17 protein-coding genes are annotated in these 13,809 nt (G+C 62.9%); 8 read left to right on the forward strand and 9 right to left on the reverse strand.

All coding sequences use genetic code 11. The annotated features are described in order from the left end of the window. Positions 1 to 3: 3 nt before the first annotated feature. Genes KBY74_RS06440 through KBY74_RS06450 form a run of 3 tightly spaced genes read right to left on the reverse strand, consistent with a single transcriptional unit; the run spans position 4 to position 2,071 of the window. Positions 4 to 333, reverse strand: a complete 330-nt coding sequence (locus KBY74_RS06440; protein ID WP_254941978.1) for a hypothetical protein — start codon at positions 331 to 333, stop codon at positions 4 to 6. Beyond that, positions 330 to 1,073, reverse strand: coding sequence for a fatty acid desaturase (locus tag KBY74_RS06445; RefSeq protein WP_254941979.1), 744 nt, complete (start codon positions 1,071 to 1,073; stop codon positions 330 to 332). Before KBY74_RS06445 ends, KBY74_RS06440 begins: the two co-directional genes overlap by 4 nt. A 44-nt stretch (positions 1,074 to 1,117) precedes the next feature. Beyond that, positions 1,118 to 2,071, reverse strand: coding sequence for an orange carotenoid-binding protein (locus KBY74_RS06450; protein WP_254941980.1), 954 nt, complete (start codon positions 2,069 to 2,071; stop codon positions 1,118 to 1,120). A 127-nt stretch (positions 2,072 to 2,198) separates the two neighbouring features. On the opposite strand from KBY74_RS06450, the gene KBY74_RS06455 reads away from it, so the two are divergent. Then, positions 2,199 to 2,861, forward strand: coding sequence for a class I SAM-dependent methyltransferase (locus KBY74_RS06455; RefSeq protein ID WP_254941994.1), 663 nt, complete (start codon positions 2,199 to 2,201; stop codon positions 2,859 to 2,861). 103 nt (positions 2,862 to 2,964) lie between these two features. Here KBY74_RS06455 and KBY74_RS06460 read toward each other — a convergent pair whose 3' ends face one another. Beyond that, complete coding sequence (locus KBY74_RS06460; protein WP_242036302.1) at positions 2,965 to 3,108, reverse strand: chlorophyll a/b-binding protein; 144 nt, start codon at positions 3,106 to 3,108, stop codon at positions 2,965 to 2,967. Between the two features lie 423 nt (positions 3,109 to 3,531). Here KBY74_RS06460 and KBY74_RS06465 point away from each other — a divergent pair, with 423 nt between their 5' ends. From KBY74_RS06465 to KBY74_RS06480, 4 genes are read left to right on the forward strand one after another with little or no spacing between them, the layout of a single operon-like run. Then, positions 3,532 to 3,777, forward strand: a complete 246-nt coding sequence (locus KBY74_RS06465; protein WP_254941981.1) for a DUF2811 domain-containing protein — start codon at positions 3,532 to 3,534, stop codon at positions 3,775 to 3,777. A gap of 44 nt (positions 3,778 to 3,821) precedes the next feature. Further along, complete coding sequence (locus KBY74_RS06470; protein ID WP_254941982.1) at positions 3,822 to 4,211, forward strand: CrcB family protein; 390 nt, start codon at positions 3,822 to 3,824, stop codon at positions 4,209 to 4,211. Continuing rightward, positions 4,208 to 4,609 carry a CrcB family protein gene (locus KBY74_RS06475; protein WP_254941983.1) on the forward strand — a complete coding sequence of 134 codons (402 nt, stop codon included), beginning with the start codon at positions 4,208 to 4,210 and terminating at the stop codon, positions 4,607 to 4,609. The genes KBY74_RS06470 and KBY74_RS06475 overlap by 4 nt, the downstream gene beginning before the upstream one ends. Next, positions 4,606 to 5,157 carry a cytochrome B gene (locus tag KBY74_RS06480; RefSeq protein ID WP_254941984.1) on the forward strand — a complete coding sequence of 184 codons (552 nt, stop codon included), beginning with the start codon at positions 4,606 to 4,608 and terminating at the stop codon, positions 5,155 to 5,157. The genes KBY74_RS06475 and KBY74_RS06480 overlap by 4 nt, the downstream gene beginning before the upstream one ends. A gap of 4 nt (positions 5,158 to 5,161) precedes the next feature. Here the strand turns inward: KBY74_RS06480 and lnt are convergent, their stop codons facing one another. Then, on the reverse strand, positions 5,162 to 6,616 hold the full coding sequence (gene lnt / locus KBY74_RS06485; protein ID WP_254941985.1) for an apolipoprotein N-acyltransferase: 1,455 nt from the start codon (positions 6,614 to 6,616) through the stop codon (positions 5,162 to 5,164). 48 nt (positions 6,617 to 6,664) lie between these two features. On the opposite strand from lnt, the gene KBY74_RS06490 reads away from it, so the two are divergent. From KBY74_RS06490 to KBY74_RS06500, 3 genes are all read left to right on the forward strand, one after another. After that, positions 6,665 to 7,021 (forward strand): phasin family protein, encoded by a 357-nt coding sequence (locus KBY74_RS06490; RefSeq protein ID WP_106502258.1) that lies wholly within the window; start codon positions 6,665 to 6,667, stop codon positions 7,019 to 7,021. A 53-nt stretch (positions 7,022 to 7,074) separates the two neighbouring features. After that, positions 7,075 to 7,713, forward strand: a complete 639-nt coding sequence (locus KBY74_RS06495; protein WP_254941986.1) for an FKBP-type peptidyl-prolyl cis-trans isomerase — start codon at positions 7,075 to 7,077, stop codon at positions 7,711 to 7,713. An 88-nt stretch (positions 7,714 to 7,801) separates the two neighbouring features. After that, positions 7,802 to 8,401, forward strand: coding sequence for a superoxide dismutase (locus KBY74_RS06500; protein ID WP_254941987.1), 600 nt, complete (start codon positions 7,802 to 7,804; stop codon positions 8,399 to 8,401). A gap of 65 nt (positions 8,402 to 8,466) precedes the next feature. Here KBY74_RS06500 and queA read toward each other — a convergent pair whose 3' ends face one another. The 4 genes from queA to KBY74_RS06525 all read right to left on the reverse strand — a co-directional run. Further along, positions 8,467 to 9,585, reverse strand: a complete 1,119-nt coding sequence (queA, locus tag KBY74_RS06505) for a tRNA preQ1(34) S-adenosylmethionine ribosyltransferase-isomerase QueA (RefSeq protein ID WP_254941988.1) — start codon at positions 9,583 to 9,585, stop codon at positions 8,467 to 8,469. Then, complete coding sequence (locus tag KBY74_RS06510) at positions 9,582 to 11,447, reverse strand: APC family permease (protein ID WP_254941989.1); 1,866 nt, start codon at positions 11,445 to 11,447, stop codon at positions 9,582 to 9,584. Before KBY74_RS06510 ends, queA begins: the two co-directional genes overlap by 4 nt. 13 nt (positions 11,448 to 11,460) lie before the next feature. Continuing rightward, a complete protein-coding gene (locus tag KBY74_RS06515; protein WP_254941990.1) occupies positions 11,461 to 12,804 on the reverse strand; it encodes a dihydrolipoamide acetyltransferase family protein in 1,344 nt (447 codons plus the stop codon). Between the two features lie 701 nt (positions 12,805 to 13,505). Further along, the coding region (locus KBY74_RS06525) for a hypothetical protein (protein WP_254941992.1) at positions 13,506 to 13,809 on the reverse strand (304 nt) is incomplete at its 5' end.

Below are 13,809 nucleotides of genomic sequence, written 5' to 3' on the forward strand. Positions count from 1 at the left end.
GGGCTAGAAGCGGGACATGGCCACGATCTTGGCCAGCTTCTCGGCTTCTAGACCATTCAGTTCGTCGAGCTGCAACAGGCTGTCTTTTACCAAGCTGGCAAACACGAACAGGATGCCGTCGAGGCGGAAATCAAAGCGACCTTCGATCGTGTGGCGCTCGATACTCAGGTAATCGTGCAGCTGCCATACGGTTTCAGCATCTTCAAGTTCGTCGGCCCTGGCACGCACCTGAGCCACTAGCTGCTGCACTGCCCTGGTGTAGGCACGGTCGAAGGCTTCGCGGGCAACTGACTGCTCCGTATCTGTCCAACCCTCAAGCATAGTGTCCATCATGTGAATTGGGCCCTCTCCCTTAGCAGCGAGGCTAGTCGGGGAGTCAGCCTGCTGCGAGACCTACGCCGCTGGGCCGGAAGTTCAAACCAGGCAAGCGTCGGGGCGTCATGGTGCTCCCGGTGATAACCGAAGTGGAAACAGGCCAGTAAAGAAAGCCATGGAGCCAATTCGAGGCTATCGGCGTGGGGGCGACGCTGGGGCAAACGCTGGCCTCGATGGGGCAGGTAGGTGCCGAAAACAAACAACTGCAGCGAGCTGAGCAGCAGGGGCAAGGTGCAAAACAGCAGCACATTCAGCCAGCCGAATGGAGCCAAGCGGCAGGCGATCAAGGCCAACACTGTCCAGCCCATAAGTAACCGGCCCATCTGGCCCCAGGTGAGATAGCCAGCCATGAAGCGGGCATACCAAGCAATGGCCCCTGCGGCTGGATCCCCGTGGAAATCAGGGTCAGAGGCGCTAGCAGTGAATAGATGGTGGTGTTGATGGTTGCGGCAACAGGCTTGGTAAGGAAGCGCCGCATATAGGCCCAGGGCGATCCTGCCCAGCAAGGCATTGCCATAGCGCCAATGGGGCCACAACACCCCATGCATGGCGTCATGACCAACGATGAATAGGCCTGTTTGCAGCAGGGTGCGGCCAACCACTCCAAAAAAGATGGCCAGCCAGACCGATGGTCTGGCCAGCTGCGTGGCGTTTAAATCCCAGCTCAGCAGGCCAGCAAGGCTGACCAGCCAACCCATCGTTATCAGTGCGGCAAGCAGAAGCCCCTTGCGGCTGACTGCGCTCAACGGCCGAATTTCAGCAAATCTGCAGGGGAAGCCAACAGATCGATGGCCACGAAGTAGATCTTGCCGTCAGGGTTGAGCAGGAAACGCCAAGCAACGTTCATACCAACGCCAGCTCCAAACCAGGGGGTCTGGACCTTGCCAGTCACCTTGATTTGGGTGAAGTTGCCTTCTGTGGGTTCAGCGAAACCGCGCTCAGGAAGAAGCTGCAGATTTTGGCAGTCTTCACGGAAGAAGCGAAGGATCGCGTCACGACCCACGATTGGCTTCTGGAAAGGGGCCTGTAGGGCACCATCCGTCAGAAACAGCTCGATCAGGTTGTCGAAGTCGTTGGCGTTCAGCAGGTCCATATAGCTGTTCACCGTTGGGTTGATAACGCCCTCGATGAACACCCGCTTGCGCTGCTCCTGGGGAGTGGGAGCGGCAATGGGCTCCATGACCCGCTGTCCTTCGCCTTTGGCGGGGTCGTAGCCCATATCCACCACAAAGTTGCGCAGCAGGGTGATCTGCTGACCCTGATCGACAGCTTTAACTGAGCTGAGCACCGCAGAAGCGTTGGGCGACAGCTGATAGCCCTCGGGGATCGGAGCAACCAAACCGGCGGCCATCCATTCGCCCAACTGGTACCAGAAGCCCAGCTTGATGTTCACCGACCAGCAGGCGTAGGTGCGACCGATTTGGGTATCGGCGCGATTGGCAAGCTCGCACATCACCTGGCTTTGCTCAGCGAAGTTCATCACCTTGATTTGGTTGAGCACAGGCTCGGCAAACTGCATCCGCGCTGCGCCAGGGGCGGCAACGGTGATCGTGTTGCCCATTTCGAGATAGGCGTACCAGATCAGAGCCAGTTGGTCCTCCGCGCTCAGCAAGCGAAAGCGGGCCGTGATCGCAGGCACGACGTCAGCTGAAGCTGTATCGGGAAAGATCTGGGTTGCCTTCTCAAGCGTGAACATGCGGCGACGATCCAATTGTTAAGGAGATTTGCAGAGTCTAGCGCCAAGGAGCCAGATCTGATAAGTCGCAGCCGCTTTGCAGCTCCGCCATGATCCAATTCTGCTCTAAACACCCCACTCCGTGACCATGGTTGCGCCCGTACCGGTGCTTAACGAAGCCGACCGTTACAAGCTCGATCGCTCAGACGACGCTCTTTTTTACGCCGAGCCCCGCCTCGTACAGCACCTCGATGCCAGCTTCCGCGCCCGGCTGACCTCTCTGTACCGCGAGCGCATCCCCCCTTGCGCAACCGTGCTGGATCTGATGAGCAGCTGGGTGAGCCATCTGCCAGAGGACATCGCCTATCAAGAGGTGATCGGCCATGGCCTCAATGCCGAAGAGCTCAAAGCCAATCCGCGCCTTGATCGCCATTGGGTGCAAAACCTCAACGTTGATCAGCAGCTACCGCTAGCCAACGACAGCGTTGATGTGGCTCTGATCGTGGCCGGCTGGCAATACCTTCAACAACCGGAAGCTGTAGCTGCAGAGTTGCTGCGGGTGGTCCGGCCCAGGGGGGAAGTGATCGTGGCGTTCAGCAACCGGATGTTCTTTCAAAAAGCGCCCCAGATCTGGACCGACGGCGGCGACCGTGATCACCTGGCCTACGTGGCCCAAGTATTGATGGCTCAAGGTTGGGGCAGGCCGGAACTGGTGGCGGAAGAGACAGCAGCTCCAGGAGCTCTCGGCTGGCTTGGCCAAAAAGGGGATCCTTTCTTGGCGGTGATTGCCGCCAAGCAGATTGCCAGCTAGGCAACCGTCAGCAGCAGGGCCTGGCTGCAAGAACACAAAAAAACGGGCAGTTTTCACTGCCCGGGAAAAGCTCAGAAGGCTGTTGCGCTGAGCCCGAGTGGATTCAGCCCAAACCCAGTTGGCCCAAGATTCCTTGACCGGTGAGGAGCTCGGTGCCAAGTCCGATAACGAAACCGAGCATGGCGAGACGACCATTCCAGGTTTCAGCGAAAGCGACAAAACCGAAGCGGGTGGTGGATTCAGCCATGAATGTTCGTTAGTTACGAAACTTGAAGTGATCGTAACAGATCTTGAAGCCATGGTTGCGCTCGATCGGAGCCGGCCATATGGGTTCCTGCAGGCCCGCCCGGGATTGATCACCACTGCTGAGCAGTGGGCTTTTCCCCAGTCAAGCGCCCTTATCCCCAGCTTTGCGTAGGTTTTTCCACAGAACGGCGGCTCAATATCCGCCGCTCGTCCTGATCCTTTTGGTTCTGGATGGGGAAAACGGCCCTCCCCTTGACGCGTCTCCAAGCAACACTTCCGAGCCTGAAGCCGCAGCTCCCAAACCCCGAAAGCGCCCATGGGCCGGTACTGGCGGCCGTGCGTCTTGCCGGACTCGCCTCCCGGGGCAGCCTTTGACGGATGAGCGCCTGGCGTGGGGTGATGGGGGACCCAGGCCGAAGCCGCCATGCTGCAGATCCCGGAACACGCCCCCGCCTTTGTTTCAGTTGAAAACCAGTTCCCTGAGGAGCTGTACGACGCCATGCGGGAGTTTGTCCGGGTTCACCCGCAGTGGGATCAATACCGCCTGATGCAGGCAGCCCTGGCCGGCTTTCTCTTCCAGCACGGCTGCCCAGACCGGGCCGTGGCTCGCCATTACCTCGACGGACTATTCCGCCGCCAAGAACCCGATCCCACCGCAACTAGACCCTGAGCTCCCTTGCCGGGGGCAGACTGGCAAGGCGTTGTTGGACAGCAATGGCCGCAGGAGCATCAGAGGCTGATGCCCTCCTGGTGGCGATCGGCGCCGTTCCCGGCGCCTGGCTCCGCTTCCGGGTGGTGGATCACCTGGAGCCCGTGCTGCCCAGCCGGCACTGGGGCACCTTTGGGGTCAATGTGATCGCCTGCTTTGCCCTAGGGCTGATTGTGGGCCTAGAGCAGAGCTGCGGCGAAGCCTCCCGCAGAGCATTGCTTCTTCTGGGCACCGGCTTCCTGGGTAGTTTCAGCACCTTCTCCAGCTTCAGCGCCGAGCTCTGGATCGAGCTGGGCAAGCGGCATTGGCGCGAGGCTGCAGTGCTCGCTGGAGGATCGGTGACAGGAGGGCTGCTGGCGATGCTGGCGGGCCTCAGCCTGGGCGCTCAGCCATGAGCACCATGCCAAGCCGCAGCCTGCAGGGCGATTTGCGCGACCTGGCCCTGGTGGCCGGCGGCGCCATCCCCGGCGCCCTACTGCGCTGGCAACTGGAGGCCGATGTGGTCGCCAACATGCTGGGCTGCCTACTACTGGGTGTGGTTTTGGCCCAAGCCACCCGGCGCAAAAGGCTGATGCTGTGGGCAGGCATCGGCTTCTGCGGGGCCCTCACCACCTTCTGCACCTGGATGTTGGACCTGGCAAGAGCCATGCAGGCCGGCAAACCAGGGGAAAGCGCGCTGTTGTTGCTGGCGAGCCTGGCCGGTGGCGTTGCTTTGGTCGCCCTTGGCCACACCATTGGGACGCTTTTGAACCCCCGTCTGCGAGATAGGGCGGCAATGCAAAAAAAACAATGAGCAGCGCTCCTGTGAGGCCCAGCCCTCCCCAAAAAGGCCCCTATCAACCCTCCCTGCTGCGCGCCCTGCATGGCTGCAGCGCACTGGCCGTGCTGGGTTGCTGGCTAACGGGCCTGGTGGTTTACAGCCGTTATGACGGACGCTGGGGGCGGCTACCACTGCAGCTGCCGGGCGACTGGATTGACATCCACGGCAGCTTGGGCGTGGTGTTGTTGCCGTTTGCGGGGCTGCTGGCTGTCTACGCCTGCACCCTGGGGCGGCGCCGGCTGCAACGTCCCAGCAACTCCCTACCCCTGCTGGCCCTAGGACTGGCGATAGGCAGCGGCAAGTTGATGCAAGAAGACTGGTTGCGCAACGGCCAACTTCACCATCTCGCCTATCACCTGCATCTGCTGGCCTGGATGTTGGTTGGCGTGGCAGTGGCGGCCCATCTCTGGGGAGTCCTGCGGCTAGGGGGCTGGCCCCTAGCCCAGTCGATGCTGAACATCACCGCCCGCAGCGGCGATCAACCCAGCGACTGGCTCCGGCAGCTACGCCGAAGCAGGTGATCCCTCAGCCCCATCTGCGCCAAGCTGCCCCCACCAGCACCAGTAGCAAGGGAAGTTCTCCCCAGCGGTCGTAGGGGCTGGGGGTCTGCAGGCGGGGCACGGTGAACACACCGGTGGCTGCCCGCCCGGAAGGCAGCGAGGCCACGGGCAGGCCGCGGCTATTCACCAGCAGGCTGGGCCCCGTGTTGGCGGCACTCACCAGCCAGCGGCCCGTTTCGATGGCCCGCAGCTGGGCCAGGGCCTGAAACTGCTGCTGGAGCAGCAGCGGGTAGGGATCGAGGTTGGCGCTGGCCAGCAGCCAGCCGGCTCCATCGCGGGCGGCGGCAGCCAGGGAGGCACCATCGGATAGCTCGTAGCAAATTGCCCCGCCGATAGATCCAGCTGGCCGCTGTAGCAGCCGAGATGGCGCTCCTGGCTGCAGGCCGCCCACGGCCGAAAGGCCGCTCCAGCGAGCTAGGTCGGCTAGGGGCACCCATTCCCCCAGGGGCACCAGCCGATGCTTATCGAGCCAGCCACTCGCCCGGCTTTCCCCTGGCGCCAGGCGCAACAGGGCGCTGCGCTGCTCGGGCTCCCCCGCCACCTCCTGCAAGCGGAAGCCGCCGCTGATCAGCTCCACCGGCACCGGCTGCGGCAGCTGGGGCTCAAGGCCGAGGGCCCCCTCCGGCAGCACAACCACATCCACCGAGCGCTGGGCCGCCTCCGCCAAGGCGGCCGCCAGGCGCTGCTGCAGCCGCTGCTGCTGGTCCCACTGAAACTTGCGACGGGTGGGAATCGCCGGCTGCAGCACCAGCACTCGCTCGCTGTCGCCCTCCCCCCGCAGGGGCATGGCCGCTAGGGCAGCAGCACCGGCGCCGTGGCTGAGCAGCACGGCAGCGGTTGTAACCACAAGCCAGCGGCGGCGCTGAGGGGCGGTGCAGCAGCGCCAGAGGCACCAACCCAGCAGCAACTGCACCGCCGCCAGCAGGCCACCACCACCAAGGGCAGCCAAGCCCGCCAAGGGGCGATCGCCGGGTAGGGCAGCAGCCCCCAGCCCCAGCCAAAACAGGGGCCCTTTGGCCAGCAGCACCTCAACCAGCCCCCAGCCAGCGGCTAACAGCAGGGCGCTGCTGAAGCGGCGCGGGTCCAGGCGCCGCGCCAGCAGCACCCAGAGGGCCACCAGCAGTGCTCCCGCCAGGGCACAAAGCAATAGCAACAACAGGGCCAGGGGCAGGCTCAAGGGGCCCGGTACGCCGATCCAATCGAGGGGATGGAGACCTAGCAACCAGCGGTGACTCACCAGCACGGCGGCAGCTCCCCACAGGGCCCCACCCCAAGCGCCGAGGGCTGAGCCAGCCAGGGCCCACAGGGGCACCAGGGCCAGCCAGAGCAGGGGAGGCATGCCAAGAGGCGGCAGCGCCAGCCCGGCCAGCAGCCCCGAGGCCAGCGCCAGCCACCACCTCCCCAGCCGGTCATTGCCCATGGCAAGCAAGAGTAGGAAGCGCCAGGGTGTCTGGGGAATCAAGCCGCCATGGATCCGAACAACCCCCTCCAACAACTGCTGCTGCGCGGCCTCGGCACCACCTCCCTGGTGTCAGAGCGGCTGCGCAGCGTGACCCAGGCCTGGGTGCGCAGCGGCAAGCTCGATCCCAGCCAGGCTCCAGCCCTAGTCGACGACGTACTCAAAGCCCTGCGGGGCGAAACCCCCGAGCTAGAGCAGCAGGCCGAGCGCCAGCTGGAGCGCAATAAAGACCAGCTCCTGCAAGACCTAGGCCTGGCTCGTCAGCGCGAACTTGATGAGCTGCGGGGCCGACTCGACCGGCTTGAACGCAGCCTGCGTCAGCGCCCAGGCAATGAAATGCCTGGCGAGATCGAAATTCCCGACTGATCAGCCCTGGCTATCCGTCTGCCCGTCAGAATCAGTCCAGTACTTGGAGTCCCATGCGCGACATCCTGATCAGCTCCGCTGTCTGCGTGGCCTGTCTGCTGCTGGCTCTGGTGAGCCAGCTGGTCAATCCCACCGTGGTTGACGCGGCCAGAGTTGATGCGGCCAGCGCCGGTGGCCAAGCCATGGCCTCCCTGTTTTCAGCCCAAGCGCGGCCAGCCGTGAGCAGCAGCTTCGAGCTCGACCCCGACGACCCCAACCCCACCCTTTTTGTGATGGCCAGCGAAAACGATCAAACCAACGGCGCTGAGATCGCCCAGGCCAGCGGCCTCGGCGGTGAACTCAACGCTCCTAAAGAGCGCACCACCCCCAGCGGCCTGCGCATCACCGACCTGGTAGTCGGCGACGGCGCTGAAGCCATCGCCGGCCAGACCGTGGCCGTGAACTACCGGGGCACCCTGGCCAACGGCACGGAATTCGACAGCAGCTACGGCCGCGGTCCCTTCTCCTTTCCCCTTGGCGGCGGCCGGGTAATCCAGGGCTGGGATGAGGGTGTGGCTGGCATGAAGGTGGGCGGTAAGCGCAAGCTGGTGATTCCACCCGATCTGGCCTACGGCGATCGTGGCGCCGGCGGCGTTATCCCCCCCAACGCCACCCTCACTTTCGAGGTCGAGCTGTTGCGCATCGGCGGCTGAGCTGCGGGCGGGGATCGTTAGGATGGGCGCTCTGGCTGGATGCTGGCGCGCCGCCCCTCCTGCCCACCCCTTCGTCTTTTTCCTCTCCATGGCTCACACGCTGCCCGCGCTGCCCTACGGCCTCGATGCGCTCGAGCCCAACATTTCCCGCTCCACCCTGGAGTTTCACCACGGCAAGCACCACGCTGCCTACGTGACCAACCTCAACAACCTCGTGGCTGGCACCGACCTGGAGGCCAAGAGCCTGGAAGACACCATCACCGCAGTGGCTGGTGATGCTGGCAAGGCCGGCATTTTCAACAACGCAGCTCAGGTGTGGAACCACAGCTTTTATTGGCAGTGCATGAAGCCCGGTGGTGGTGGCCAGCCCACCGGCGCCCTAGCCGAAAAGATCAATGCTGATTTCGGCAGCTACGAGGCCTTCGTCGAGCAGTTCAAAACCGCCGGTGCCACCCAGTTCGGCAGCGGCTGGGCCTGGCTTGTGCTCGATGGCGGCACCCTGAAAGTCACCAAGACCGCCAATGCCGACCTGCCCCTGGCCCACGGCCAGAAGGCCCTGCTCACCATGGATGTATGGGAGCACGCCTACTACCTCGACTACCAGAACCGCCGTCCCGACTACATGACCACCTACCTCGAGAAGCTGGTGAACTGGGACTTCGTGGCCGCCAACCTGGCTGCCGCCTGAGGCGAAACCCCTCCAGGCGTTGCAACGTCATTGAGGCCAAGCCCCCGGGTTCCCCGGGGGCTTTTTTATGGCCTTGCCGAGCTGAGCACCACTTCCGGCGCAATCCACATGGCATCGCCGTAGGAGAAGAAGCGGTACTCCCGGGCGATCGCCTCGGCATAAAGAGCCAAAAGGCGCTCGCGGCCTAGCAGGGCACTCACCAGTAGCAGCAAGGAGCTCTTGGGCAGGTGGAAGTTGGTTAGCAGCCCCTGCACCACGGCAAACCTGTAGCCCGGCTGGATTACCAGATTCACCGGCCCCGTGTGGGGCCGCAGCTCGCCGCCATGCAGCTGGGCCACCGCCTCGAGGCTGCGCACTGAGGTGGTGCCGATGGCTATTACCCGGCCGCCACGGGCGCGGCAGGCGGCAACAGCCGCCACCAGCTCTGGGGTCACCTCCACCCACTCACTGTGCAGCTGGAGTTGACTTAGGTCTTCCGTTTCCACGGGGCGAAAGGTGCCCAAGCCCACGTGCAGGGTGGTGGTGGCCAGCTCCACACCACGGCCGCGGATCGCCGCCAGCAGTTCGTCGCTGAGGTGCAGCCCCGCTGTTGGCGCAGCAACAGCCCCAGGCTTGGCGGCGTAGCGGGTCTGATAGCGCTCGTTGTCGCTTTCGTCGTGCTCGTGGATATAGGGCGGCAGGGGGATGGCGCCGTACTGCACCAGCAGCGGCTCCAATGCCGCCGCATCGGCGCACTCCCCCGGAAACTGCACAATCCGCCCGCCCGTATCGGGGTCGCTGCCAAGTACCTGCAAGGGCAGCGGCGGCTGGCCTTCGGCCACCACCTCGATCCAATCACCAGGCTTGAGCTTCTTGGCGGGTTTAGCCAGGCAGAGCCACTGGCCCTGCCCGCCATGCCAAGGCTCCAGCACCAGCAGTTCCACGGAGCCGCCACTGGGCCGGCGCGCCTCCAGCCGAGCCCGAAGCACCCTTGTGTTGTTCACCACCAGTAGGTCGCCGGGCCGCAGCTCCTGCTGCAGGTCCCAAACGCTCAGATGGCGAGCATGGGGCGCAGGACTAGCCCCGCCTGGCTCCACCACCAGCAGCCTCGCCGCATGGCGCGGCTCCACGGGACGCTGGGCGATGCGCTCCTCTGGCAGATGAAAGTCGTAACTGGAGAGACGTAGATCGACGGAATCGCTCATGCCGGAAGGTAATAGCGCACGAGGGTAAAAACGCGATTGCCGCTGGCATCTAGGGCTCTGTGCATATTGATGCCGCGTTGATTGAGAAGTAGCGAATCAAAGCTGTAACGAGGTATCGCCATTGGCATCACAATCGTGTGGGTGACGTCTGGGTGAAGCTGCTCCTCAGACGCCACGAATGCCACAAACGGATCTACCAGCGACGAGAAGGGACTTTCCAAAATATGCAATTGGATTCCGGGCGACTCGCCTACTAGCCGCTGCCAGTCGCGGCGGATCATTGCAGGGTCGTCCTCCTCGGAGCGAACCCACACCCCAATCACCTGATCCGACACCTTGGCGGCGTAGCGCAGGGCGTCAAGTGATGGACGTGACAGGGAAGGAATCCAGACGATGCTGCAGTTGCCCACCGGATCGCGTCGATCAGGCAAACGCACTGTGCCCTGCGCCTCGGCTGGCAGGGAAATAGCCGCATAAACCCGGTGATAGCGGCCCCGAATGCGAGCCAGCAGCCACACCAGGAGCGGGATAGCAATCACCACTATCCAGGCCCCCTCGGCAAATTTTCCCACCACAATCACCAGCAGCACCACCAAGGTCGTGAGTGCTCCCAAGGCATTCATCGTCATTCGGCCCAGCCAGCCAGCACCCCGTAGCCGCCACCAGCGCACCACCATGCCCGCCTGAGAAAGGGTGAAGGCCAGGAACACGCCCAAGGCGTAGAGGTTCACAGCCACGCTGGTGTCACCCCGGCACACGAGGATGATCAGAGCGGTGGTCACCAGCAACACGGCGATACCGTTCTGAAATACAAGCCTGTCGCCAATCCAGCCCATCTGACGAGGCAGGAAACGGTCATGGGCCAGCATCGCCGCCAATCGGGGGAACCCCGCAAAGGCGGTGTTGGCTGCCAGGGCAAGGATCAGAAGAGTGGTGATCTGCAATGCCCAGAACAGTGGACTGCCCGCACCGAACACCCTCATGCCGATTTGGGCCAGCACCGTGCGCTCCGCATCAGGAGCCACTCCGTAGAGGAAAGCAAGTCCACTGACGACCAGGAACATGGCGGCCAGCATTACCCCCATTACCAACAAGGTGGCCTGGGCCCGGCGAGCTGCCGGTTCACGAAACACCGAAACTCCATTGGCGATGGCTTCAATTCCAGTCATCGCAGAGCAGCCAGAGCTGAAGGCACGAAGTAGCAAAAACAGTCCCAGGGGCTCCACCGCCCGGATCACCGGTGGCGCATCGGGCGTAAAGCCATGGGCAAACACCAGGTTGTGGAGGCCGAACACCGTCAGCAGCGCCACCATCACCACAAAGGCGTAGGTGGGAACGGTGAACGCCTGGCCGGCTTCGCGCAGGCCCCGCAGATTGGCCCATCCGACAGCCAGGAGCAGCAGTAGCGCCAAGGGCACCTCGTAGGGGAGCAGGGCTGGCAAAAGCGAGGAGAGGGCTTGAGTACCTGCCATCAGACTCACTGCCGCGGTGAGGGTGTAATCCACCAAAAGAGCTGCCGCCGCCACCAGCGAAGGCCCGGTGCCCAGGTTTTCGCGGGCCACCACATAGGAGCCACCTCCCTGGGGATAGGCCTCGATCGTCTGGCGATAGGAGAACACCACAATGGCGATCAAAACAACGATCGCTGCGGTGATCGGCAGCGACAGGCCCAGGGTCTGGCTGCCGGCCAACACCAGAACCCCAAGCGCAGCCTCGGTTGCGTAGGCCACCGAGGAGAGAGCATCTGAAGAAAGAATCGGCAGAGCCTGCACACTGGGCAGGCGCTGAGCGGAGGCATCTGCGCGCGGCAGAGGCTTGCCTAACAGCCTGCGGAGCAGGGGTTGGGCCACAGACTGCTTCATCGAGATAGGGGCTTCAGAACGCCAAGCTTTCGGGGTTTGACTCGATCAGCTGAGCCAGATCCTTGAGGAAGGCAGCCGCCTGGGCGCCATAAATCGTGCGGTGGTCGCAGGTGAGATTCACCTGCATTTGATTGGCCACCCGAATCGAGCCGTCTTTACCTGCCACCACTGCGGGCCGGGAGGCGGCCACCGCCAGGATGGCGCCGGTGCCTGGGGGCAGGATTGCGTCGAAGCGATCCACACCAAACATGCCCAGGTTGGAGAGAGTGAAAGTGCCGGTGCTGTATTCCTCAGGCTGGAGCTGCTTGCTGCGGGCCCGCGCCACCAGATCGGCCCAGTTGCGGGCCATGGCGTAGATATCGGTCTTGTCGGCGTTGGCCAGCACCGGAGTGATCAGGCCGCCGTCTTCCATGGCTACGGCCACGGCCACATTCACTGAGGCCGGGAAAGCCATGGCAGTGCCATCGGCGCTGGTGGCGGCATTTACCTGGGGATGGCGCGCCAGCACCACGCCCACGGCCTTGGCCAGCAGGGCGGTCATCGTGACGCCCTTGGGCTTCACCTGCTTGTAAAAAGCGTCGAGCTTGGTGGTGGTGATTGTGTATCCCACCCGGAAACAGGGCACCGCCAGGCTGGCGACCATGTTGCGGTTGACCGCGTTTTGCAGCGTGTTGAAGCCCACGCTCTCGCCGGGCCGGCCGAAGGCATCGCCGGCGGGAGCTGGGGCCGGCGCAGCTGCACCATTGCCGGCGGCAGGTGCGGAGGCGGGGCCTGAACCCTCAGCAACCCGCGGCACCGTGATCGGCTGACCGGTGGCAGCCATCACGTCTTCCGCCTGGATGCGGCCGTGGGGACCGCTGCCGCGCAGGGCACCCAAATCGACACCCAATTGGGAGGCAAGCTTCTTGGCCCGTGGCGAGGCCACCACCCTGCCGCTGGCCGTCGACGCGGGAGCCACCACCGGAGCCGCCACAGCAATAGCTGGTGCAGGGGCAGGGGCTGTTACCGGGGCAGGAGGCGGGGTTACGGGTGCAGCGGGTGCAGGTGCAGCAGCTGGGGCGGGGGCGACAGCAGGTGCCGCAGGGGCCTTGGCTGCCACCTCGGCAATCTCAGCCTCGGTTTCGACGATCAGGCCAATTGTTTCGCCCACCGGCGCCGTGCCGCCGGCAGGCATCAACACAGCCGCCAGGTAGCCCTCGTTGAAAGACTCCACATCCATATCGGCCTTATCCGACTCGACAACGAGCACGGACTCACCGCGCTCAACCTTGTCGCCAGGCTGCTTCAGCCACTCCACGATCTTGCCCTCCGTCATGGTGGAGGAGAGGGCCGGCATGAAGATTTCGTGGGTTGCCATAAACCAGTGCCCGTCTGCCTTTTGAGGAGGTGTTCCAACCCCTGTTCCAACTTTTCTCCAACAGCGGAGGAGGAGCAGGGATGGGTGGTGAAGGGACTCTAAGACGCAGAGAAATCCCCGAGAAAGTGCTCAGCACAGGGGCCTGCGGTCTTCACCCACCCTCAGGACACCACCCCTGTCGCACCTCCTGACGAGCAACCCACTGAGAACACCGCTTGGTCAGGTGCTCTCCCTGAGGAATCAGACCCTGATGAATCGGACAGGTCAACAGGGTGATGCAATGCCTGCCGACCTCGTAGCGGAAGTGCTGGCAGGTGATACAGACGCTTGAGGAGCGGGATGGCTTGAGGACATTCCACTCAAGGAACTCCCACTCCTCAGAGGGGGCAGCAGGTGGCACAGGAACGGCAGCAGGCATTGCAAAGAGCAGATACGCCTGTACTGCTTGCGCTGGGATGGTGAGGTCAAGGAGCCCATTGAGTCCATTGGCGAATTAATGGTGAAATGGATTGCCGCCCATACCCTGTATTAGAACCCCAAGCGACCCGATAAAGCGCCTGATGCTCCTCGAAATCACCTGTGAACTCGCTGAGCTTGACAACCGCAAATACCCACTGCGACGGCAGGTACGGGCACCAGTACATCACGGCCAAAAAGTGAGGCAGGAACAAAAGGCTTCTACGCCGCCATGCCAGAACTCTTTAACCTCCACTCACGCCGTTCGGGATAAGAGGGGTTGACTTGCTCAAGTAATCTTGAAATCTTACGAATCGCTTGCATACTTTGAATTTGAGTTCTTCGAGTGGTTGCTGATTGTTCTCCATATTTGGTGTGCTTTTAAGGATGGGAGTATATTGATTGATGGCGCTCCGGTGACCAATGGAGGCATTTGGGTTTAAGCAAGCAATCAGCGCATCTTCGCCGATCCTCTGCTTATTGTTTAAATCTGTGATAACTGGTTTGTAATCTACAACGACATAGAGCGGATCAAAAGCGATCTGTGAT

The organism is Cyanobium sp. A1C-AMD, from assembly GCF_024346495.1.
GTDB lineage: Bacteria > Cyanobacteriota > Cyanobacteriia > PCC-6307 > Cyanobiaceae > Cyanobium_A > Cyanobium_A usitatum.